The sequence below is a fragment of the Gulosibacter sp. genome (genome assembly GCF_052090685.1).
GTDB lineage: Bacteria > Actinomycetota > Actinomycetes > Actinomycetales > Microbacteriaceae > Gulosibacter.
Window position 1 is genome coordinate 24,113 of record NZ_JBQDBE010000003.1, and the last position, 22,018, is coordinate 46,130.

The window sequence follows — 22,018 nt, forward strand, 5'->3', positions numbered from 1 at the left end:
GTTGGAATCATTCCAAGATCGGCTACGGGTGATCCGAAGCGCGAGGATTCCGCATACTTGAAGGTGAAAGGGTGACACCGAGTTTCTGGTTCTCGATACTTTCCGCACCGAATCGAGCGGCATTGTCAGGCGCCGGGTGGGGCGAGGCCGTGTTGGCTTCCCTGACCAGTGCCCCGGGCATGCTGAGCGTCGCTAGATCGAGCGACGTGAGCGCGAGAAACAGCGAAGAAATTACCGCGGGGTCGCGCAAACTCACGTCGAGGAGTTCCTCGACCTTGGTCAGCCGATAGCGCAGCGAATTGTGGTGGATTCCGAGGGCATCCGCGGCTGCAGCGATATTCTGCGCATGGTGGAAATACTGGCGCAGCCCTATCAGGATCTGGTCTCTTTCGAGTAATGGGCCGAGGTACTCCCGTGACCAATCCGACATGACGTCGATTCCGACGTTTGCGAAGAGACGCGTCGCGAAGTCGAATTGCTCGAACGAAATGTGCGAAGTCGGGTTGGATCGTGAACGCAGTGTACGAATTCCGAGCCACGCATCGGCATAGGAATCGAAGGTTTCCGTGACGTTATTGATATTTCGTCCAAGGCCGAAGAGTCGCTCCGATAGCTTGTCGCGATGGCTTCGAATGACACGCGTCAACGTCGCTTCGCTTGCCTGAACCAAATAGACAGCACCGTCTTCGCGTCGCGTTGAAAGCGAGAGGACTTCGGCTTCGTCGAGAAGCTGCGTGAAGAGTCCGTAGCTCTCCTCCAGCAGCGACCGACGACTGGCCTGCGGAGCGGATCGCGTTGGTGCGGCCACAACAACGCGCAATGGCGAATCGTAGGTAAAGCCGAGCGCGGCGATTCGGCTTTCCAGCTCTGGATACTCGCGCTGAGGCTTGATCGATAGGGCTTGTTCGAACAAAGAAGTTCGTACCGCCTCTTCTTGCGACCGGGCTTGGCTATTCACCCGCTGCACCGTCTCGATGAGGGATGCGGCGATATGAATGGCCGCAGCTGTGGACGTGTCGGGGAATCCCTCCCTGCGTGATGCCACAACGAGCCAGCCGGGCAGGGTGTGGGATGCATCGGCAACCTGGAGCCGAATCGCCTGACCGCTCCAGTCGGCCGTGCCAATGTATTGACTCGGCGCATCCGTCTTTTGTAGTTGCTCGAGCACTTGCCTGAGCGGAATCTGCCCGGTGCTTTCGCGCACCGTACCGTTCGCGGTGACGACCAGAGCGACGGCATTGCAGATGCGCTGGAGGCGTTCCAGAATTGCCTGCGTCGGGGTGTCGCTGTTGAGTTCTTGCGCAAATGAACGCTGCAGCGAGGTCAGTCTTCGCAGCTCCGCGGTCGTCGGATCTAAGGTGAATCGTAGAACGCTCTCCACGGCCATCGTCGTCGAGATGTGCGCGGGTGCGATCGCGATTGCGGCGGCTGAATTCTCATCAGAGATCGCTTGGAGATCTTCGGGCTCCCAGCCCACAAGCATCCAAGCGTTCACATGAGACGCGTGAAGATCCTCGAAGAACGCATCGCGAGCGCTCGTGGTATTCGGCCGTTGGGCGATCGCCAACGAGCCAGTCGGGATGCTTCCGTCTGGCTCCCAGATCGAAACCCCGGCGATTTCCGGGTCGGGATCCTCGGGTGCTCCGATAAACCTGACCGGTGCACTCCAGGAACGGAACAGGTCACTGAGCCGAAGCGTGGAGGCGGTTGTCGCCATAGCGCATCCTCCCATGTTCAATCGACACTGACCGCAACAAGTATCCCCAAGAGAGTCGGCTCAATAGGACTGTAAAACTCACAAGGGCATGAGTTGTTCCTTGTGAGAAGTCTAGAATAAGGCGGAGTGCAGATTGCTAGCGTTGGTGTGCAGCTAGACAAAATGCAAGGATTCACAACGCCGTGGAATAAACGTAGTGCTCAGGAACGAGCCTGCTATGCGGGCGTGAGTCCCACCCGGAAGGGTAGACCACGAGGAGAACAAGGCACCATGATGCATGCGCAACTTGATTCCGCAGATGTCGTCGTCATTGGCGCGGGAATCTCCGGAATCACGACAGCCTACGAACTGAAAAGGCGCGGTTACGATGTCGTGGTTCTTGACCAGCGGTTCCCTTCCTACGGAGCGTCGGGACGAAACGGGGGTGCACTCTGGGTGCAAACGTGCCGTTCCGGCATCGAGCTTGATCTCGCGAAGGCGGGTCAGCAGAAGTACAACGAGTACATCGATGAACTCGGCAATGTCTTCGACTACCGGCAAAACGGTGGCCTTTTCTTCTTCGAAACCGAGGAGCAGGGGCACGTGTTCGAGGAATACGTGAGGGACCGCAAGCGAGCTGGGCTCGAGGTCGAGTTGCTCGATCAGAGCACCATGCGGAAGCGTTTCGAGTTGGTTCCTGATGTCGCTATTGGCGGCGTCTACTGCGCGGAAGACGCGCAGTTGTCCAGCCCGAAGTTCGTTCGTGCCGTCGCCTCCGCTGCCACTCGCGCTGGTGTGCGGGTGTACGAGACGACGTCGGCATTGTCGACGATTCGCCAAGATGACGTTGTCGTCGGCGTACGAACGGTACGCGGCGACGTGCGGGTGTCTGCTGTCGTGTGGGCAACGGGACCGTGGGCCGTCAATCTTGGGGTCGAAGGCATTGAGATCCCACTGACGACCGCCCGCCAGGGGCAACTGATCTTGCAAGCCATCGCGCCGGTTCCAGGCAATCCGGTGATGCGTGGGCCTCGCGGCGTCGAACGTTGCACGGCACTCACCGGAGTCAAAGGGTTCGACGAGGCGATATTTGATGACGCGTACTCGAACCGCGCCGAGCACGAGAGCGCGTCCAGCGATGTGGGGTACGACGATACGATCGCTCAGAGCAGCGAGGGAGAGCTCTGGGTCGGCTCGAGCATTGACGGGCATGGCTCCCTCAACCCGCACATGGGTCTTGCGGCGTCGCAGACCATGGTGAACTCCACGCTAAGCCGCTATCCCGATCGGCAGGCGCTCGGCATCGTCGGTCTCTGGGCAGGCATCGCGTCCTGGACTCGAGACATGCTGCCCGTGATCGATCGGGTAGACGGCGCGTACGTCAATGCGGGCCACGTGTTTGGTGTCGCGACCGGCCCGATCGGCGGCCAACTAATGGCGGAGACCGTCTCTGGTGAGTCTGGCCCGCTCCACTCACCGCTGCGGTTGAGCCGGCCCGGAATCCAATAGATCGCGAGATCGCGAATTTGGTGCTTTGCCAACGGAGGTTTGAATTCTCCGTAAAGGATACAACTGTACCTCTATCAATGCGGAATTAGCGTAGATCACAGGAAATGGCCTCGCTATTCCAAATAGAGCAACTTTCAAGAATTTCTTCAATGAGCGAAGTGAATTAGAAAAGGGTCCCGATGTTAGCAACACTCGGTCAACTGCCATATTTTCAAGAATTATGGTCAATTGCTGATAGCACTCCCAGCGCCACTGCGTTTATCGACGCTGATCGTAAAATCAGTTATGCGGAAATGGTTGAAATCGTCAACCAGCGCGCGCATGCGCTCCTTACGGCCGGGTTGGGCGAGGGCGATCGTGTGGCGCTCGTCGCAGAGAATTCTGCCGACTATGTGCTGACCGCGTTCGCGGTGTGGGTGGCCAAGGGCGTGCTCGTCACAATTTATCCCTCGATCCCAGCGAAAGACGTACAAGCGACGATTGCGGACGCAGATCCAGTTCTCGTGCTGACCGATGAGCGCACGCACGACCTGGTTCTAGCCTCGGTTCGCGCGGGAATGCACACCTCGCGCATTGACAGCGAGGAATTCGTCGTCCAGGGACTCGCTTCGAGCGCAGAACCGACGCCCTTCAACTTGCGCGAGCCACTGCACCTTATTTGCTACTCCTCGGGCACGACCTCTCGTCCGAAGGCAATCATGCTCAGCGCCCACGCACTTCACAACGGGGCAAAGGTCTATGGCGAGGTCTGGGGGCTCGAATCCCGTGACGTCACTCTCGTTGCCCTGCCGATGGCCTGGCTCTACGGACTTGTCACGTCGGCGATGTCCACGCTTCGGGTCGGCGGCACAGTGGTCCCGCTTCGTCGTTCCAAACCAGAACTCGTGGCCGAAACGATCCAACGCCGTGGGGTGACCGTCTTGCCGACTGTGACCACGGTGCTCGGCAAGCTCGCGTGGTTCTTAGAGAACGAGGAACGGCGTTGGGACTTGAGTTCACTTCGCCTCATTATCTCCGGTGGCGAACCGAGAAACGAGCAGGCGTTCACGATGCTCCGCGAGTACACGGGTATCCCAGTCCACGACACCTATTGCCCGTCCGAGAGCTTCCCGCTCATCACCTACGACCCCCGCCGCGACCCCCAGCCACGCTCTGGATCCGCGGGGAGGCTGGTACCCAGTGCACAAATGCGTGTGGTGGATGTGAACGGCAAGGATGTCGCAACGGGTGAGCCGGGCGAGGCATTGGTAACGGGTCCTGGCCTCCTACTCGGATACTGGAACGATCCGGACCTCACCCAGGAATCGATCGTCGACGGTGTGTGGTACCGGACCCATGACCTCGTCAGGGTGGATGCGGACGGCTACGTCTACGTTGTGGGGCGGCTTTCCGACATGATCATTCGTGGTGGCAGCAATGTCTCGCCGGGCGAGGTCGAGAGCGCGCTCCGGCAGCATCCCGCGATTGAGAACGCAGCCGTCGTTGGTCAGCCTGATCCCGATTACGGGGAGGAAGTCGTCGCGGTCGTCCAACTCTCGGCGGGAGCGAGCGTCGGTGATGAAGCGTTGCGCACGTTCGTAGCAGAACGACTCGCAAGCTTCAAAATCCCAACGACATTCGTGAGGGTCAACGAGTTACCGATGAACGAAACCACGCTGAAGATAAATCGCTCGAAGGTTCGTCAAATGTTGGCATCACTCAAGGAAGAGGTGCAGTCATGACCGGTCTTCGCGTCGCGAGCGTGCAGTTTGAACTTCGCTCAGAAGAGTCCCTGGACGCGTATTTGACGCACACGGAAGCCCTCGTATCTGAGGCGGTCGGCAACGGTGCAGAGCTCGTCGTATTTCCTGAGTTTGCCAGCACCGGCTTGCTGGGAACTATTTCGGATCATGAGGTTACGGCTGAGACGATCTCAGACGATTATCGGCACCACCTCGCAAGTTTTGCGGATGCAATCGCTGCGGCGACGCAGGACATCGCGCAGCGTCACAACGTGACGTTGCTGAGTGGCAGCCACAATCGCATTGCGGAGGACGGTTCGCTTCGCAATACCGCTTTTCTTGCGCATCCGGACGGTCGCTTGGAGATGCAAGACAAGCTGCACCTCACGCCCCAGGAACACGAGATGGGCGCAACCGGAGGCAATGAACTGCTCGTGACGCAGATCGGTCCGTTCAAAGCCGGTCTCCTCATTTGCGCCGACATTCAGTTTCCAGAGCTTTCTCGCTATCTCTCGAAGAACGGAGTCGAGCTGATCGTCTGTCCTTCGCTGACATGGAACCGACGCGGCGTGCACCGGGTCAAGACCGGGTGCGAGGCGCGGGCAATCGAGAATCAGATGTTCGTCGTTATGTCCCCACTCATCGGCTCCAGTGGTTTCCCGAGCGACGCACCGATGTACGCAGTCGGGAAATCGTTGGTGACCACGCCAGTCGACCGGGCGTTTGGTCTCAACGACGGGCTCTTGGCCGCCTCGGAATCCAACGAGGAAGGCATTATTTATGCCGATCTCGATCTCGATGTGCTGTCGGCTTCTCGGGAGAACCCCGAAGCCCCGGGGCTCAAGCTTCAGCGCCCCGATCTCTACCGCGAACTCGACGGCGAATTGGCAGCGTCATGATCGTCTATTCGCATCGAGTTCGCTATCACGAAGTCGACCAGCAGGGTTTCCTCTTCAATGGCCGCTTCTTCGAGATCGCGGATGTTGCTATGGCCGAGTTCTTTCGAGCAATTGGTTGGAGCTACCGGGAACTCAATGAAGTCGGTGCCGATCCATCCGTGGTCAAGGCCGAAGCCAACTTCGTCGCACCGGCGAAGTATGACGACTTATTGGATGCCGATGTGCGATGCACGCACGTCGGCACGAGCAGCTTCATCCTCGAGACGACCGTGCGGCGAGACCTTGAACGAATCGCCGAACTCACGCTCACCTACGTGAACGTCGACGCGGCAGCCGCGAAATCGGTCCCCCTGCCGGATGCGATTTCGGGCGCGCTACGGGACCAGTGGGCAGTCGTCGACTAGGCCAACCACAACACGCTTTCGCGGCAAAGCCCGAATCGCTCAATCCAATCCTGAATCACCCAAACCAAGGAAGGTGTGCACATGAAAATTGCAGTGCTGGTGAAAGAAGTTCCTGACACAGCTGGCGCACGGAAGTTAGACCCGGTCACCGGTATTCTCGACCGCGCGGCGTCCGAGTCGGTTCCTGACGAGATCAACGAACGCTCTCTGGAGCACGCACTTTGCTATCGCGAAGCGGGAAATGATGTCGAGATTACCCTGGTCGCCGTCGTGCCGAGCGGTGCCGACGGCTCAGTGCGAAAACTGCTCGCCATGGGGGCAGATGACGCCGTGCTCGTTTCGGACGAGTCTGTTTCGGGAGCGGACGCGGTGCGAACCGCCGGAATTATCGCCGCAGCACTCTCGAAGATTGCACCGGATCTTGTCGTTGCCGGAAGCGACTCGACGGATGGCCGAAGTGGTCTGGTTCCGTCGATGATCGCCGAATACCTCGGTTGGCCAGTGCTCCCAGGGTTGACGACCGTACAGATCGACGGGACCGCAGTGACCGGCGATGTCGGAGTGGCCGGCGAGCAGCTCCAGCTTCGTGCCGAGCTGCCCGCAGTGATCTCGACAACGGAAATCTCGGCGGAGCCACGATTCCCGAATTTCAAGGGGATCATGAAAGCGAAAAAGAAGCCGATGGAGACGTGGACGCTCGCCGACCTTGGAGACGTACCGCAACATCCCGCAAGCTCGGTGATGGTATCGGCGATTGAACGCCCCGCACGCGTGGCCGGCCCGAAGGTGGAAGACGACGGTACGGGAGCCAAGCAACTCGCCGAATTCCTTACCGCCAACAAGCTCATCTAGTCGACGTAGACGTCGGCTGAATCGAACGGAAAAGACATGGTTAACGTACTTGCATTTATTGAAACCACTGTGGCTGGCGAGATAAAGGGGAACGCTGCTGGCTCACTCGCTGCTGCCGCTGCGGTTGGCTCGCCTTCGGCGGCCGTGCTCGTCGCGCCGGGTGCCGACACGGTGGCGCTCATTGCCAAACTCGGTGAGCTCGGCGCCACCAAGGTGTTCGTCGCGGAAGCCGCCGGTGACGGCTCATTCGACAGCGATGAGGTGCGGCTCCTCGCCGGTGTGATTGCCGCGGAGACACCGCACGCAGTCATCCTGCCGGACACAATCGACTCACGCTCCATCGCGGCAAGACTCGCGGTACGCGTCGGTGGCGGTGTCGCGGCCGACGTCACAGGGCTCCGGTTCGACGAGGAAGGCGACGAAATTATCGCGGAGCACGCGGTATTCGGTGGCGACTACATCACTGAGTCGGCGATCGATGGCGGCGTCATGATCATCTCGCTGCGGGACGGCGCGATCGAGGGACGAGCCGAGGGCGTTGCCGCACCGGAATCGGTGACGATTGAACTCGAACCCGCTACCGGACGGTACGCGCAGATCGTCAGTTCCACACCGGTGGTTGCGGACTCCAGTCGACCCGCGCTCAACGTGGCCGACATCGTGGTCTCTGGCGGTCGCGGAATCGGCTCGAAGGAGGCGTTCTCGATTGTCGAGGAACTTGCGAGCGTTCTCGGCGCGGGCGTCGGGGCCTCACGTGCGGCTGTCGACGCCGGTTATGTGCCGCAGACCTATCAGGTTGGTCAGACTGGCACGACAGTCACACCGCAGCTCTACATCGCGCTCGGTATTTCGGGTGCGATCCAGCACCGAGCCGGCATGCAGACTTCGAAGACGATCGTTGCAATCAACAAGGATGCGGACGCGCCGATTTTCGAGGTCGCCGACTTCGGTGTCGTTGGCGACCTGTTCAAGATCGTGCCGCAGCTCGTCGAGGAAATCAACACGCGACGAGGCGTCTAAGCATCGTCGCGTAGCGGAGGCCGCGCGGGAGAATTCGCTGAAGAACACAGGAATGCAGATGTCAGAAGAGTTAGACGGGGCACCCCGTAAGCAACGTATGGGGAAGCCTCCGCGCGAGGTTGTGGAGCAGCGTCAACAGCACGCATCGGAGGCTGACTCGGACATTCCACTGGAAGCTCAGCCTCCGAAACGCACGCGCATGGGTACCGGAAATGCTCCTTCGTCAGCACGCACGGCAACTCCCGCACACGACGCGGGAGTCTCGAACGAACCCATGGCGGGGCGACTGGCTAGTCGCCAGCGGATGGGTGGCACTGGCCCAGCCTCAGGAGGCACGCGGCAGCGGATGGGGGCCGGAAATTCGGATACGGCGAACTCTGCTTCGGGAGGCGCACGAACACGCATGGGCGCATCCCCAGCGGCAGCTAGTGCGGCAACGTCAGCCGAACCGGACTCGACTCCCCAGGGCTCGCAGCCACCGGGCACCCAACCAAAGCAACGCATCCAGCCCGCAGCATCAGCATCCACAGCGAACCCCGCAGCGGTGCGGTCGACGGCGGACTCAACCAAAGCCGGCGATGCGAGCGGAAGCAACCGCTGGATTCGTCGCGCCATTTGGATTGTCGCGATCCTTGTCGTCGCGGTCGTGCTCGTACTGGTGGCGCGGTGGCTACGGGGGCTCGCCGGAGTCCAGGACTTCTTGGCGGAATTCCCGGGGCACAGTGAGCTGCCCGAGAACGCTCCAGTCGGCCTGCCCGGGTGGATCGGCTGGCAACATTTCTTCAATATGTTTTTCATGGTGCTGATCGTTCGAACCGGGCTCCAGGTTCGGCTCGAGAAGAAGGCACCGGCCTACTGGAAGCCGAAGGAACGATCCTTCTTCTCTCCCCGAGGAGCTACGCCCAAGAAGGTGAGTCTTTCGCAGTGGCTGCACCAGTCGCTCGACGTGTTGTGGATGCTCAACGGTCTCGTGTTTATAGTGCTCCTTTTCGTCTCCGGGCAGTGGATGCGCATCGTTCCGATGAGCTGGGACATCGTGCCCAACGCACTGTCTTCGGCATTGCAATACGCGTCCCTCGACTGGCCCACGGAGAACGGTTGGGTGTATTACAACGCCCTCCAATTGCTCGCCTACTTCACCACCGTGTTTATCGCGGCGCCGCTCGCGGTCATTTCGGGTATCCGCTTCTCGACCTGGTGGCCGGACAAGAACACGAAACTGTCGAAGATCTATCCCGTCGAGGTAGCGAGGGCCATCCACTTCCCGGTCATGCTCTACTTTGTGGCGTTCACGATCGTGCATGTTTTCCTTGTGTTCTTCACCGGAGCCTTGCGCAACCTCAACCACATGTACACCTCCCGCGACGTCGTTGACTGGTGGGGGCTCGCAGTATTCGCCGGATCGGTCGTGGTTATCGCCGCGGCCTGGATCCTGACTCAACCCATCTTCATGCGGCCGCTTGCGGCCCGAACCGGCACGCTCTCAAAGTAAGGAAAAGCACTCCATGGCCCTCGTAGAGTTCCCAACGATCCCCGATCTCAACCACATCATTGACGGCAAGCGCGTCACTACCTCGGACCGACTTCCGGTGTTTAACCCGAGCACCGGCGAACAGGTCGCGGACCAAGCCGTCGCCACCGAGCAAGATGTAGACGCCGCGGTGCAGGCGGCGAAGCGTGCGTTCACGACGTGGACGCGGACTTCCGGCGCGGAGCGCGCGGAACTGCTCCTCCGGTTCGCCGACGCGATCGCCGCGGAAGCGGAAAGCTTTGCGCGGCTCGAGTCGCTCGATGTCGGCAAACCGATTTCGACGGCGCGCGAGGAGATGTCGTTCTACGTCGACCCGTTGAAGTACTTCGCCGGCGCCGCGCGGCTCGCGCACGGCACCTCCCTCGGGGATGTCGGGCCGGGCCTGCACTCGCGCGTCGAGCGGGAGCCGATCGGTGTCGTGGGGCTAATTATCCCGTGGAACTTCCCGCTGCTCGAGGCGGTGTGGAAGATCAGTCCGGCGATCGCCGCCGGGAACACCCTCGTGATGAAGGTGACCGGGGTGACGCCGCTCTCGACGACTCGCTTCTTCGAAATCGCGCAGGAAATCTTCCCTCCGGGCGTGATGAATCTTGTCGTCGGGAACTCGACCGGCGGCAAGGCACTGGTTGCGCATCCGGACGTCTCGCTCGTGTCGCTCACAGGCGCGACGAGCACCGGCAAACAGGTCGCCGCATCCGCCGCCCAGACGCTGAAGCGGATGCATCTTGAGCTAGGTGGCAAGGCTCCGGTCATCGTGCATCCAGACATCGATCTCAAGGCCGCGGCCGAATACCTCGTGGGGACCGGTTATGCGAATTCCGGCCAGGACTGCACCGCGCCGTGTCGCGTCATCGTGCACGAGGCCGCGTACGAGGAGTTCGTGGGGCACTACGTGGACTTCGCAAAGGGAATCCAGATGGGCCAGGGCCTCGACGAACGCACGACAATGGGACCGCTGGTCTCGGCGACGCATCGTGACTCGGTGAGAGGCTTCGTCGAGCGGGCGGCAGACTATGCGACGATCGCGCTCGGGGGTGGCGCTGAGGACGGCGGCGGCTATTTCGTCAGCCCAACGGTAGTACTCGATCCGGCGCAGGACTCCGAGATCGTGCAAGAGGAGGTGTTCGGGCCCGTCGTGTCGATCCAGCGGGCCGGGAACGAGGAGCAGATGCTTCAGTGGGCGAACGATAGCCAGTACGGGCTCGCTGCCAGCGTGTGGAGCAATGATTTGAATGTTACGCAGCGGGCTGCTCGCGAACTCAACTTCGGTACCGTGTGGATCAACACTCACATGCAGGTCATTCCGGAGGCTCCGTTCGGCGGCTTCGGGAACTCGGGCTATGGCAAGGAGCTCTCGATGATGGCGCTCGAAGAATTTTCGCGGTACAAGCACGTCATGACGCAGACGGCGTAGGGCGCCACGAACGATGTTGCCGTCGCGCGTCGGCTGATGGCATCGTCGAGTGAGTGATGGGGGCGGGAATTAATTCCCGCCCCCATCACTCACTTGAGTCCTACCGAGTTAGTTGCTCAGTATCGAGGCACCCTTAAGCGACAGCTTGTTGCTGTTGAGCACGTTGACGCCGTGGTCCGGGAACTCGTCCCGGTGAAGCTCGTATGCGGCCGAGACGATGGTGCACCCGATGATGACCGACTGCGCCTCGCCATTCTCGGCGACGCCCTGAATGATCTTGTCGGCGAGTACGGCAGCGGCGCGGGTGTCCGCGAGGATCGCGTCGCCATCGCGGCGGATCGCCGTCACCCCTGTGCTGAACCCTGCAAGACCGTAACCCGCGATGAGATCTTCCGTCGGCTGCACTGCCTCGTCGATATCGGTGATGACGTGGAACTTCGGGCCGAGCTGGGCCGCGAGCCCACCGAGGAGCTGCATCGGCGCGATGACCGGAATCGTCGCGGCCTCTCGGGCAGCCGGGACCGCGGGATCGTAGAAGCACGCGACCACGACCGAGTCGTATCCGTCCGCTTCGGCCTTCTTCGTCGCCTCGACGACGAGCTCCTCCTGCACAGACTCGTACGACTCGTCGTCCGCCTCGAAGCGAGTGACGTGGTCGGCGATTACGTCAATCCCGTCGAGCCCGGTGAACTGCCGCCGAATGATGTCATCAAACGCGTGGTCATTGCGCTCCTGCGCGAAGTTGAATGGCGTGAGAAAGAGCACTCGTGCCGCGGACTTGGTTTCCATGATTCCTCCGTTGGTCATGTGAGTCGTGCTGATTAGCGCGATACAGTCGCGCCTCACTCCATGGTGGGAGGGTAGTCGCTTCGCGTCTTGTGGAGTTTTAACAAGATTGCTTGCGAACCGGGGCGGATCTCCCAAATGAGAGCGGTGTCAGTTGCACAAATTCTGAGCAGTTGTTTCTCGGCGGTGCAGGACGTGGACCGAAACTTGCACCGTATGTGGATTATCTAATCCCGTGCTCGCTTGATTGTGATTCTTCCGACGTGCTGTGCGATGCGCCCCCATTAGCGTTGTTACATTGGCTCCGCTGAGGAGCGTCCCGACATAACGTGGTGATGGGAGTAGGTTTTGAATCCAACCTCTGAAGTCTTGGATGCACTGATTATCGGTGCAGGCCCAGCTGGTGCAACAGCTGCTCGTGTTCTTGCCGAGAGTGGCTACAACGTGACCTGCCTGGAGCAGGGCAAATGGATAAATCGACTCGAGATTGCGGGTGACAAGCTCGAGCGCGAGGTACTGGCGGCAAGCTCCTGGTCGATCGATCCGAATGTACGCAATCGGAAGACAGACTATCCGTGCGATGTCGAAGACGCGGAAATCCATCCAATTAACTTCAACGGAGTTGGGGGAGGAACGGTCCTCTACGCCGGTGAATGGCCACGGCTCATCCCCTCGGATTTCAAATTGAAGAGCCTTTACGGCTTTGCGGATGACTGGCCAATCTCCTACGAAGATCTTGAGCCGTACTACGACCTCATGAATGAGATGGTCGGGTCTTCGGGGTATCCCGGCGACACCGCCTACCCTGCTGGTCTCGAGCATCCACTCACCGCACTGCCGATTGGAAAAATGGGTGTCAAAGCGGCCCAGGGGATGAACAAGCTGGGTTGGCACTGGTGGCCGGCGGCACAGGCCATCCGGTCGAGCAGCGAGGGCGACCGTGGTGCGTGTGCTCGGTGGGGGATGTGCCAGCATGGCTGCCCTGAGGGTGCGAAAGCGTCGTTCGATATCGCGATGTGGCCCGCCGCGATTGCAGCTGGCGCCAAGGTAATCACTGAAGCGCGTGTCCGTGAGGTGACTGTCAACGATCAGGGCCTCGCCACGGGCGCAACCTGGTTGGACGCGGAAGGAAACGAGCACCACACCGCGGCAAAGGTCGTGATCATGGCTGCGAATGGCGTCGGCACGTCTCGCATCCTGCAGATGTCGACATCAAACCAGTTTCCAGACGGGCTCGCGAACTCATCTGGACTTGTCGGCAAAAATTTGATGCTTCACCCGTTCGTCGGAGTAATGGGCATCTACGAGGAAGATCTCGAGGGGTGGATGGGGCCGTTCGGCGCCAGCCTATTTTCGATGCAGTTTGCTGAAACCGATCTCAGTCGTGGGTTCAAACGCGGAACGAAATGGTCGCTCATGCCGGTCACCGGACCGATGGATGTCTTGGAGCGTTACGGCGATCTGCCAATCGAAGAACGCACCGGAGCGGCTGGACAGAGGCTCGTAGAGAAGGCCCTGGGACGGGCATTCGAGTGGGCCGCAACCATCGAAGACCTCCCGGAAGAGCACAACCGGGTAACGCTCAGTACGACGCTCAAGGACAGCTCCGGCCTGCCAGCACCAAAGATTCACTACACGGTCTCGGAAGATAGCAAACGCAATATCGCCTGGAACGTCGAACGGATGCAGGAGGCTCACCGTGCGGCTGGCGCGATCGAGACGAAAGAAGTGCCGTGGATGCCGGGCTGCGGTTGGCACTTGCTCGGTACTGCTCGTTGCGGTACCGACCCCTCTACGTCCGTCGTGAATGAATTCGGTCAATCACACGACGTTCCGAACCTGTATGTCATGGACGGCAGTGTCTTCGTGACTTCTTCGACCGCGAACCCCACTTTGACTATTTCGGCGTTCGCAGCGCGCGCGACCGAACACCTTGTTGAGAATGCTTCGAACCAGGAGGTACCGCTGTGAATGGCGTGCGGAACACCGTTGACGTAACTCTAGACCTCGAGACGAGGTCGGCGGTCGCGCGAATCATGGACGTGCTTCTGCCAGGGACGGAGTCTTTGCCTTCGGCTACTGATGTGAACGCGCAGGACGAGATGCTGGACCGAACCCTCAAGGCCGACCCGACGCTAGCGCCGATCGTGCGCAAAGCCGGCGAGATGGCGAAGGATGCTTCGGAAATCACATTCGACGACATCCAGACTTGGATGGGCGAAGACTTGGAGCGCCTCAACTTCGCGTTGCATGCGGCCTATTACATGGTCAAAGAGGTTCGCAATCGCCTCGGGTATCCGGGACAAGGCCGCCATCCGGTTTCAGAAGCGACCCCCGACCAGCTGGTCACACCAGAACTGCTCGCGCCGGTAATTGAGCGCGGGCCGATCTACGTGCCGACTCCCGAGGAGTAGCCGCAGTCTTCACAACCCGCACGTGTGACGACTTGGCCACAAAAATCACCTTGATTTAGCGCCCAAATTTACGCATTGGACATAGGAAAGGCCGGATCAGCGCGGTACGCGAAATTCGTCCGGAACTGCCCCGTTTTGCGTTGCGACCCCGGCAGCGAGCAATCCAATCAGTGGCCCGAATTTCGCGCCGTGACCCGAGCAGGCCGACACAATCGTGATGCCATCGACGCGTTCGAGCACGAAGTCTTCGGTTGGTGTATTGGTGAAGAGGCACGTCGCTTCGTTATATGGTTCCGGAACCACTCCGGGAATGAATTTGCGGACGTACTCGGTCACCCATTGACGGTTCGCCGGGTCCACTTGACCGTCCTGTTGTGCGGCCGAGGACAAGACTTTACCGCCGTTGTGGAGCGCCACCTTGAGGCCACGGTGCTCCCCATTTCGGCCGCCAGGGAGCGCATAGATTGCTTTCTTCACACCGCCGTCGCGCAGCATATGAATCATGGTCGGCCACTCGGCGTCATCGAGCAGTTGCGCATAGGGGAAATGGAAGGTCTGTTCTTGTCGCACCTCGAAGTGCGGTAGCGCATCCACGAACCCACCCGGCAGCGGGAGGCTTGGCAGGATGTGCGGCAGCCAGCCACCGGCTGCGATGACAACCTCGGCCGCGTGGATGTCGCGGCCGTCTGTTGATCGCAGAACGTAGCCGGTGGTGGATGCTGTGCTCACCTCGGCGACGTCCCAACCGGTGAGTATCTGCGCGCCGGCTTTCTCCGCGAGAGTGACCATCGAATCCACCGCACCTTCGGCATCGACGACGCCTGCCGTCGGTTGCCACAACACGTCGGTGTCGACCGCATACTGCGGCCAGCGGGTGCGGGCATCCTCATGCTCGATCAGTGTGTGTTCGACGCCCACCCGCGAGAGGACCGCGGCGAGGCCACGCGGGTCGCGCTCGGCACCGAAGTCGATTGCGCCGACTCGCTGCATGAGCGCTCGGTCGCTTTCGCGCTCGAGCTGGGACCAGACGGGTGCCGCCTCCTGCACGAGTCGCGCGTAGGTGTCGTTCGGATACGCGTAGCGAAAGATCCGGGCGGAACCGTGAGAAGATCCGAAGGCTCCGGCGGGAACATCGCGTTCGAGGAGGGTGACTTCCTGGCCTCCGGCTGCGAGGTGCCAAGCGGTAGCTGCGCCCATGAGTCCGGCGCCGACCACGACGTATTTGGAAGATTCCACGGGACTACATTACGGGTTCGTGCGGGGATTACGGGTTCGACCGGTCCGGTTCGGACACGGAGGTCACTATTAGGGTCCGACCCACTGGACTGAACCAATTGGATCCACCAGGACCACTTCGACAACGCCGTCGATTTCCGCGAGGAAGAACTTGCCCACGCGCATGCTTGAGTGTTCGAGGGAGCTCTCGTCAAATGAGCATGTCTCGCCTTCCGGGCAGATGATCTCGAGCATCGTCCCATAACCGCGGGCCGGGAAAGCAAGCCCGGAATTGGGGCCTCCTGCGGACCACGCGTTGAGCTCAAGTTTGAGCTCGGGAAGCGGTTCCGGCGAGGTCTGCAAAATGATGTGGGTGCCGGTGAACGTTCCGTCCGGCGCGATGACGTCGGCGAGCGGCCTGGGAGTCACTGCGTCGCCGCCGGTCTGGGTCCAATTGAAGCCGATGTCTTCCGTGGTGAGCGCACACATGTCGCCGCATTCTTCGATGAACGCCTCGACCGATGCGGCGGATGCGGTGGTGTCGGGCGCAAGTTCGGTTGGCGAGCTCGAGACGGCAAATACTGAGGACGTGATTGTGAGTTCCGCAGGCTCCTGCACCATGAAATGCGGCGCGAGCGTGGCGGTGTGCGTTCCGACCGGAAGCAACCACTCGTCGACGACCGGGCTGTTCATCGACCCGAGCTGTACCCCGCTCGAGATGGTTACCGGGGCGAGCGGGACCGCGCGACCCTCGAAGGCGATGAATTCTTCGGTCTCCCACATCGGGATGCTGCCGTCCACGGTGAGCACGGTGTTGTGCTCGTACACGGTGAGCGTCGTTGTGAATGGCATGTCCTCGCAGGTGCCGCTGAGGTCAATCTCGCTGCGTGGGGAATCACTCTCCAGGCCCCGCGTTGCGAGCACCTCGACTTCGAACTCAGGCTCGGCCTCACCGCGGCGCTCTGCGGCAATCGACTCGACTTCCTGCAACTCCTCGGCGAAGTTTGACGAGAAGTTCGGGTTCGAGTACTGATCGAAATTGGCGACCATCGCATCCGCCGCGAGGTAGTCACCCGCGCAAAGGTGCCGAGCAAAGTCGATCGCGGTCGTGACTTCCGGTGCATCCTCGTCGAAGCTCTGCCCGCATCCCGTCAGCGCGAACGCGAGTGCGGCGGTGGCAGCAACACCGGCGCTGCCACGTCGCCTGCGCCCCAGCGAAAAGAGCCTCATCGTCATGATGGAGGAGTGTAGCGACGATGGTGCCGACTCAACCGAGACAAGCCATATAACTCGATAACATTGGAACGTGTCGAATGAAGTTCGCGAGCAATGTGAAGCTGCCCGGCCGCTACCGCACGATGCTCTGGCCGCACATCGTGACGAACTGGTCGAGCTAGCTGCGGGATATGGCCTGAGCGATGTTCGCGTCTTTGGTTCGGCGATGCGGGGTACCGATAGGCCGGGTAGTGACTTGGACATTCTCGTGACCCGCGCGCCGGGGATTGGCCTGTTGACTTTGGCTGCGTTTGCTGATCAGGCGAGCGACCTGCTTGGCGTCGAAGTAGACGTCGTCACTGATGGCGCGCTCCGTCCTGGTAGCGAGATTCTGAGGACGGCGATTGCCATATGAATGCGAGAGATAGCGGAGCACTTCGAGAGACTGTGCTCCCGGCAACGACCACCCCTAAACCTCCACCCGCGGCACCCGATGACCAATGCGGGTGACGATCTCGTAGTTGATCGTTCCGGCGGCATCCGCCCAGTGCTTTGCGGTCGGAACGCCCGCTGCAGCGTCTCCGAAGATGGTCACGAGATCGCCCACCTGCACGGGCTCATCGCCGACGTCAATCACGAACTGATCCATGGCCACGCGGCCAGCAACACGGTAGTGACGCCCGCGCAATTCGACCTGGCCTAGTCCGGATGCCTGCCGCGGAATTCCGTCGGCATATCCGAGCGGTACGAGCGCGAGCGTGGTCTCGGCCTGGGCGCGGTACGTGTAGTCGTACGAGACACCCTGCCCGGCTGGGACTCGTCGGACTGCGACCACCGGGGCTTGGAGCGTCATCGCCGAGCGCAGTCCAAGTTTCCGCGCTGACCGATCCGCGAAGGGGGAGAGACCGTAGATGCCCACGCCGACTCGGACCGTGTTGAGCCGAGCCTCCGGCAACGAAATGGTCGCCGCAGTCGCCGCCAAGTGCGTCATGCGCGGGCGCAAACCGGCCTCGTTGGCCCCGCGCACCGCATCCTTAAACACTGCGAGTTGACGCAAGTCATCCTCTCGGGAGGCGCCTGAAAGATGGCTAAACATCCCGACCACCTCGAGCCGCCCCGCCTGCTCCAATTCACGAGCCCGTCGGAATAGCGCTGCCCATTCCGCCGGCGCCGCGCCACCCCGCCCGAGGCCCGTTTCGACCTTGAGATGGATGGCTGCCCGCCCCGCGGTGCTCGCTTCCGCAACGGCTTCGAGCTGGGTAACCGACACAATCCCGAGCTCGATGCCCGCCGACAACGCATCCGCAAAGCACGCACCGGGCGCGTGCAACCACGCGAGCACCGGAACATTCACAATGCCCCCGCGTACGAGTGCCAGAGCTTCGTCAATGTCTGCGACGCCGATTCGGGTCGCGCCGCCCGCAATCGCGGCGCGTGCGGCACGAATTGCACCGTGTCCATAGCCGTCAGCTTTCACGACGGCGATGAACTCCTCCACGCCCGCAAGCTGCTTCAAGTGCGCAACATTCGAGGAAATCGCGGCAGTGTCAATGAGCGCGCGACGCCCCACAGCAGGCACTTCCTGAGGTTGATCGCCGTTCATGCGTGGCTCCGAATCCTCACGGTGTTCCGTAATTCGCATCCCAACCCCGCCCTATCGAAGCGGGTTGAACGGCGCGATCGCAGGATGCGTGCGACCGGTGTCGATCTGCTCCGCGAGGAGCTTGCCGGTTGCCGGTCCGAGCACGAAGCCCCACATGCCGTGACCACCAGCCACGTACACGTCTTTCATCTTCGTCTCGCCGACGAGCGGTAGCCCATCCGGGGTCACCGGTCGAGAGCCGACCCATTCATCCTGACGCTGCTCAAAATCGATGCCGGTCATTAGGTGCTTGGCCTGATTAACGATGGCCTGGATGCGCTGCGGCTGCAAGGGCTCGTCGGGTCGACGGAACTCCATGGTCCCGGCAATCCGGAACCGTCCCTGATATGGCGTGCACGCCAGGCGAGCATGCGGCAAGTACACGGGGTACTTGACCGGCTCGGGTGTCTCGACGGTAAACGAGTAGCCGCGGCCAGCTTGCACGCGAACGCGCACCCCGAGTTTGCGCGCGAGCTGCGGCAACCACGCGCCCGTGGCGAGCACGAGCTTGTCCGCGCGCAGTTGCTCACCATTCTCCAACAGCACACCGGGCTGGGTGCCGCGCAGCACGGATAGCACCTTCTTGCCGGTCAGGATTGTGCCGCCCCGCTGTTCAACCGCCTCGCCGAGCGCCTCAGTGTATGGACCGGGTTCGAGGAACCGCTGACCCTCGAGACGGTAGGCGGAACGAACATTGTCGGAAAGAATCGGCACGAGCTCCTGTGGATTCTCGAGCGGTTCAAATTCAACCGCTTGCCCGTGTCGCACAACGCCGGCAACCTCGTCTTTGAAGCCCTTAGCCTGGTTTTCCTCGGCAAACCCGATTACGAAGGGACCCTCACGAGTCCAGGAGGCAACTCCGCCGTCGATCATCTCGTCGAAGTGCTCGAGCGCGAGCTTGTCGATCGGCGTGAGCCGGGCCATTGTCTTGTCCCAGGTGCGGCTATTCGCGTTCGCCATGAACCGCGCGATGAAAGCCCACAGGTTGAAGTCGAGGCGGATCGGCATGTGCATCGCCCCGTTCGGGTCGAGCAGCCCCTGCGGGCCACTGAGCCAGAGGCTTGGATGCGCGAGTGGGATGGTCTTCCCCGGCGCCAACCAGCCGGCATTCCCCCAGGAAGAACCGGCCGCGACTCCTTCTCGGTCGACAACTGTTACTTCATAGCCGCGTTCCTGCAGATGCCATGCTGTCGAAAGCCCAACAATCCCTGCGCCGACCACAGTTGCTGTACGCATTCTTCCCTCCTTTGGTGATGCGACTCATTACTCAGCAAAGATTCCATACTCTTCGGCGGTATCGCTGTTTGAGCGAATATAATTCTGGATATTGGAGCATTACGGAAGAAAATTTAGCGAATACGGGTGTTCTTGGCTGCGAGTTGACGAATTTTCTTCGACGCCGGGAATCGATCTCGGTAGCCAGCCGAACGCGTCATCCACCTGAGAGAAAGGCAGCAGCCCATGGCAATTCACGCGATATCGGAGCGCCGGGTGCTCGACGAACTCGACCTTGCCATGATTCGCGAGCTCGAGCGCGACGGCCGCATGTCCAACAGCCAACTCGCCGCAAAGCTCGGAATCGCTGACTCAACCTGCCATAAGCGGATGCGTGCGCTAATCGACAGCGGGACGATCACGGGGTTTCATGCTGAGGTTGATCCGGATGCGCTGGGGCTGCAGATTGAGGTGCTCATTATGATCCGCATCCATGGTCAAGCCCGTGGTTCGCTGCGAAAATTTCAAACTTTCCTCGAGCAGCTGCCCGAATCCAAGCACGTCTATTTCATTTCGGGAGATCGCGACTTTATTGTCCACGCCGCCGTTCGCGACTCGGGAGCGCTTCGCTCACTCGTGTCAGATCAGATCAGCACCCGCGAGGAAGTCGCGGCGACGAACACCAGCATCATTTTTGACCACTCGCCGCAGCGGCGGGTTAAGGGGTAACGCGGTGGACGTGGCCCGTCAATAGTCGATAGCGCGCTGATGCGGATGGTGTGTCACTATTCCTTCAGACTCGACGCCACGGCACGCGCAGCTTCGAGTCCGCGCTCGATCGCGCCGTCGATGTGCCCGACCCATTTTGCCAAGCGGTAAGCACGCCCATGGAGATCAATAGGAGGACCGTGTCACGATAAGTACACCTTCGATCGATACCGACGAATGATATTGAGCTGGAACCCACTGCACACCAACACCGTTTCGGAGCGAAATACATGATCAACGGCAATGTGTCGCACTGGTGGACGCAAATCGGCATCCCCTCACCCCGCCGCCCGCTCGATGAAGACATCAACGTCGACATCGCGATTGTGGGCGGCGGGTACACAGGGATGTGGACGGCCTACTACCTGAAGAAAGCACGGCCCGAGCTGAGCATCGCGATCCTCGAAGCTCGCTTTTGCGGCTTCGGGGCATCGGGCCGAAACGGCGGTTGGCTCACGAACACGGTAACCGGTGGGCTCTCGCAGTACGAGAAAACGCACGGGCACGCGGCGGGCGAACGATTTCAGCTCGCCATGAACGCGACCATCGACGAGGTCATCGCCGTCGCCGAAGGTGAGGGAATCGACGCCGATATCGTCAAGGGTGGCAACCTCGAAGTTGCCTACGCACCCGCACAGTTGGCGCGCCTCGAAGCGAGCTTCAAGGCCGCATCCGAATGGCGCGGCACGGACTGGGAACTGCTTTCGAGCGAGGAAGCGCGAGCCCGAGTCAATGTTGCTGGCACCCTCGGCGGGATGTGGCATCCGCACGCTGCCCGCATCCACCCCGCCAAGCTCGCTGCGGGACTGTCGCGGGTGGTCGAAGGCCTCGGGGTGGAAATCTACGAGCAAACGAAGGTATCGGAAATTAGTCCGCACGAAGCGATCACGGAACGCGGTACGGTCACCGCTTCGTCGATCATTCGCGCAACCGAAGGGTTCACCGCAGGCATTCGTGGGCTGCACCGCGAGTGGTTACCGATGAACTCCTCGCTGATTGTCACCGAGCCACTATCGGATGCGCAGTGGGAGGTACTTCGTTGGCAGGGCAACGAAGTGCTCGGTGATCTCGCGCACGTATATATGTACGCGCAGCGCACGGCCGACGGCAGGATTGCCTTCGGGGGCCGGGGAGTACCGTATCGCTGGAACTCGCAAACAGACCTCGACGGGTACACCCAGGCGATCACCGCGCGAACCCTCCACGATCTGCTCATCCGGTTCTTCCCCATTCTGCACGGAATCGACCTCGACCACCTTTGGTCGGGGACTCTCGGAGTACCGCGCGATTGGGCTTCGACGGTTGACTACGACCGCTCGACCGGGCTCGGCCACGCAGGTGGGTACGTGGGCACCGGCGTTTCGAACACGAACCTTGCCGGGCGAACATTGCGTGACCTTATCCTCGGCGAAGACACGGAACTGACGAATCTTCCCTGGGTTGGCCACAAGGTTCGGAAGTGGGAGCCGGAACCGCTGCGCTGGCTCGCGACACGTGTGATCTACGGTGCCTATGGGACCGCAGACAATCTCGAGTTCCAGGGCAAGTCAAGCACCTCGAAACTTGCCACCCTCGCGGATATCGTGTCGGGGCGCATCCACCAGCATTAAAGAGGTGAGCTTGCGCAGCAGCACCGCGCAGAATTGAGCGACAGGGGAGGGGTAAACGATAGGAGTGCACAGTGACCACAGTGTCGATCGGTGATGCCGCCGAGACG

At 60.9% G+C, this 22,018-nt stretch carries 19 protein-coding genes; 13 read left to right on the top strand and 6 right to left on the bottom strand.

The genetic code is table 11. The annotated features are described in order from the left end of the window. Positions 1–22: 22 nt before the first annotated feature. Positions 23–1,717 (bottom strand): PucR family transcriptional regulator, encoded by a 1,695-nt coding sequence (locus tag ACTHXA_RS02640; protein ID WP_441669077.1) that lies wholly within the window; start codon positions 1,715–1,717, stop codon positions 23–25. 270 nt (positions 1,718–1,987) lie between these two features. Between ACTHXA_RS02640 and ACTHXA_RS02645 the strand changes: the two genes are divergently transcribed. The 8 genes from ACTHXA_RS02645 (at position 1,988) to ACTHXA_RS02680 (ending at position 11,046) form a co-directional block, all read left to right on the top strand. Beyond that, positions 1,988–3,205 carry an NAD(P)/FAD-dependent oxidoreductase gene (locus ACTHXA_RS02645; RefSeq protein WP_441669078.1) on the top strand — a complete coding sequence of 406 codons (1,218 nt, stop codon included), beginning with the start codon at positions 1,988–1,990 and terminating at the stop codon, positions 3,203–3,205. Positions 3,206–3,384: 179 nt separating this feature from the next. Continuing rightward, complete coding sequence (locus tag ACTHXA_RS02650) at positions 3,385–4,926, top strand: class I adenylate-forming enzyme family protein (protein ID WP_441669080.1); 1,542 nt, start codon at positions 3,385–3,387, stop codon at positions 4,924–4,926. After that, complete coding sequence (locus ACTHXA_RS02655; protein WP_441669082.1) at positions 4,923–5,825, top strand: nitrilase-related carbon-nitrogen hydrolase; 903 nt, start codon at positions 4,923–4,925, stop codon at positions 5,823–5,825. Before ACTHXA_RS02650 ends, ACTHXA_RS02655 begins: the two co-directional genes overlap by 4 nt. Continuing rightward, positions 5,822–6,229, top strand: coding sequence for an acyl-CoA thioesterase (locus tag ACTHXA_RS02660; protein WP_441669084.1), 408 nt, complete (start codon positions 5,822–5,824; stop codon positions 6,227–6,229). The genes ACTHXA_RS02655 and ACTHXA_RS02660 overlap by 4 nt, the downstream gene beginning before the upstream one ends. Positions 6,230–6,310: 81 nt before the next feature. Beyond that, positions 6,311–7,081: an electron transfer flavoprotein subunit beta/FixA family protein gene (locus ACTHXA_RS02665; RefSeq protein ID WP_441669086.1), complete on the top strand. Its 771-nt coding sequence runs from the start codon at positions 6,311–6,313 to the stop codon at positions 7,079–7,081. 36 nt (positions 7,082–7,117) lie between these two features. Continuing rightward, complete coding sequence (locus ACTHXA_RS02670) at positions 7,118–8,101, top strand: electron transfer flavoprotein subunit alpha/FixB family protein (protein ID WP_441669088.1); 984 nt, start codon at positions 7,118–7,120, stop codon at positions 8,099–8,101. 58 nt (positions 8,102–8,159) lie between these two features. Next, complete coding sequence (locus tag ACTHXA_RS02675; protein ID WP_441669090.1) at positions 8,160–9,593, top strand: cytochrome b/b6 domain-containing protein; 1,434 nt, start codon at positions 8,160–8,162, stop codon at positions 9,591–9,593. A gap of 13 nt (positions 9,594–9,606) precedes the next feature. Next, positions 9,607–11,046, top strand: coding sequence for an aldehyde dehydrogenase family protein (locus ACTHXA_RS02680; protein ID WP_441669092.1), 1,440 nt, complete (start codon positions 9,607–9,609; stop codon positions 11,044–11,046). 108 nt (positions 11,047–11,154) lie between these two features. Here the strand turns inward: ACTHXA_RS02680 and ACTHXA_RS02685 are convergent, their stop codons facing one another. Then, positions 11,155–11,835: an aspartate/glutamate racemase family protein gene (locus ACTHXA_RS02685; RefSeq protein WP_441669094.1), complete on the bottom strand. Its 681-nt coding sequence runs from the start codon at positions 11,833–11,835 to the stop codon at positions 11,155–11,157. 345 nt (positions 11,836–12,180) lie between these two features. Between ACTHXA_RS02685 and ACTHXA_RS02690 the strand changes: the two genes are divergently transcribed. Further along, positions 12,181–13,803, top strand: a complete 1,623-nt coding sequence (locus tag ACTHXA_RS02690) for a GMC family oxidoreductase (RefSeq protein WP_441669096.1) — start codon at positions 12,181–12,183, stop codon at positions 13,801–13,803. Continuing rightward, positions 13,800–14,246 carry a hypothetical protein gene (locus ACTHXA_RS02695; protein ID WP_441669098.1) on the top strand — a complete coding sequence of 149 codons (447 nt, stop codon included), beginning with the start codon at positions 13,800–13,802 and terminating at the stop codon, positions 14,244–14,246. Before ACTHXA_RS02690 ends, ACTHXA_RS02695 begins: the two co-directional genes overlap by 4 nt. A gap of 96 nt (positions 14,247–14,342) precedes the next feature. On the opposite strand, the gene ACTHXA_RS02700 is transcribed toward ACTHXA_RS02695, so the two are convergent. Then, positions 14,343–15,482, bottom strand: coding sequence for an FAD-dependent oxidoreductase (locus ACTHXA_RS02700; RefSeq protein WP_441669100.1), 1,140 nt, complete (start codon positions 15,480–15,482; stop codon positions 14,343–14,345). A 69-nt stretch (positions 15,483–15,551) separates the two neighbouring features. Continuing rightward, on the bottom strand, positions 15,552–16,697 hold the full coding sequence (locus tag ACTHXA_RS02705) for a hypothetical protein (RefSeq protein WP_441669102.1): 1,146 nt from the start codon (positions 16,695–16,697) through the stop codon (positions 15,552–15,554). Between the two features lie 70 nt (positions 16,698–16,767). Here ACTHXA_RS02705 and ACTHXA_RS02710 point away from each other — a divergent pair, with 70 nt between their 5' ends. Beyond that, the gene (locus ACTHXA_RS02710) at positions 16,768–17,091 is read left to right on the top strand and encodes a nucleotidyltransferase family protein (RefSeq protein WP_441669104.1); all 324 of its coding nucleotides are present in this window, start codon (positions 16,768–16,770) and stop codon (positions 17,089–17,091) included. Positions 17,092–17,145: 54 nt separating this feature from the next. Here the strand turns inward: ACTHXA_RS02710 and alr are convergent, their stop codons facing one another. After that, positions 17,146–18,279 carry an alanine racemase gene (gene alr / locus ACTHXA_RS02715; protein ID WP_441669106.1) on the bottom strand — a complete coding sequence of 378 codons (1,134 nt, stop codon included), beginning with the start codon at positions 18,277–18,279 and terminating at the stop codon, positions 17,146–17,148. A 51-nt stretch (positions 18,280–18,330) separates the two neighbouring features. Next, on the bottom strand, positions 18,331–19,554 hold the full coding sequence (locus tag ACTHXA_RS02720) for an NAD(P)/FAD-dependent oxidoreductase (protein WP_441669108.1): 1,224 nt from the start codon (positions 19,552–19,554) through the stop codon (positions 18,331–18,333). A gap of 225 nt (positions 19,555–19,779) precedes the next feature. Between ACTHXA_RS02720 and ACTHXA_RS02725 the strand changes: the two genes are divergently transcribed. Further along, positions 19,780–20,262 carry an Lrp/AsnC family transcriptional regulator gene (locus ACTHXA_RS02725; RefSeq protein ID WP_441669110.1) on the top strand — a complete coding sequence of 161 codons (483 nt, stop codon included), beginning with the start codon at positions 19,780–19,782 and terminating at the stop codon, positions 20,260–20,262. 269 nt (positions 20,263–20,531) lie between these two features. Then, complete coding sequence (locus tag ACTHXA_RS02730; protein ID WP_441669112.1) at positions 20,532–21,911, top strand: NAD(P)/FAD-dependent oxidoreductase; 1,380 nt, start codon at positions 20,532–20,534, stop codon at positions 21,909–21,911. Positions 21,912–22,018 lie beyond the last annotated feature (107 nt).

Bases quoted from the DNA above. Each gene is read 5' to 3' on its own strand.
- ACTHXA_RS02640 (WP_441669077.1), bottom strand. From the start codon at position 1,717: ATGGCGACAACCGCCTCCACGCTTCGGCTCAGTGACCTGTTCCGTTCC.
- ACTHXA_RS02645 (WP_441669078.1), top strand. From the start codon at position 1,988: ATGATGCATGCGCAACTTGATTCCGCAGATGTCGTCGTCATTGGCGCG.
- ACTHXA_RS02650 (WP_441669080.1), top strand. From the start codon at position 3,385: ATGTTAGCAACACTCGGTCAACTGCCATATTTTCAAGAATTATGGTCA.
- ACTHXA_RS02655 (WP_441669082.1), top strand. From the start codon at position 4,923: ATGACCGGTCTTCGCGTCGCGAGCGTGCAGTTTGAACTTCGCTCAGAA.
- ACTHXA_RS02660 (WP_441669084.1), top strand. From the start codon at position 5,822: ATGATCGTCTATTCGCATCGAGTTCGCTATCACGAAGTCGACCAGCAG.
- ACTHXA_RS02665 (WP_441669086.1), top strand. From the start codon at position 6,311: ATGAAAATTGCAGTGCTGGTGAAAGAAGTTCCTGACACAGCTGGCGCA.
- ACTHXA_RS02670 (WP_441669088.1), top strand. From the start codon at position 7,118: ATGGTTAACGTACTTGCATTTATTGAAACCACTGTGGCTGGCGAGATA.
- ACTHXA_RS02675 (WP_441669090.1), top strand. From the start codon at position 8,160: ATGTCAGAAGAGTTAGACGGGGCACCCCGTAAGCAACGTATGGGGAAG.
- ACTHXA_RS02680 (WP_441669092.1), top strand. From the start codon at position 9,607: ATGGCCCTCGTAGAGTTCCCAACGATCCCCGATCTCAACCACATCATT.
- ACTHXA_RS02685 (WP_441669094.1), bottom strand. From the start codon at position 11,835: ATGGAAACCAAGTCCGCGGCACGAGTGCTCTTTCTCACGCCATTCAAC.
- ACTHXA_RS02705 (WP_441669102.1), bottom strand. From the start codon at position 16,697: ATGACGATGAGGCTCTTTTCGCTGGGGCGCAGGCGACGTGGCAGCGCC.
- alr (WP_441669106.1), bottom strand. From the start codon at position 18,279: ATGAACGGCGATCAACCTCAGGAAGTGCCTGCTGTGGGGCGTCGCGCG.
- ACTHXA_RS02720 (WP_441669108.1), bottom strand. From the start codon at position 19,554: ATGCGTACAGCAACTGTGGTCGGCGCAGGGATTGTTGGGCTTTCGACA.
- ACTHXA_RS02725 (WP_441669110.1), top strand. From the start codon at position 19,780: ATGGCAATTCACGCGATATCGGAGCGCCGGGTGCTCGACGAACTCGAC.
- ACTHXA_RS02730 (WP_441669112.1), top strand. From the start codon at position 20,532: ATGATCAACGGCAATGTGTCGCACTGGTGGACGCAAATCGGCATCCCC.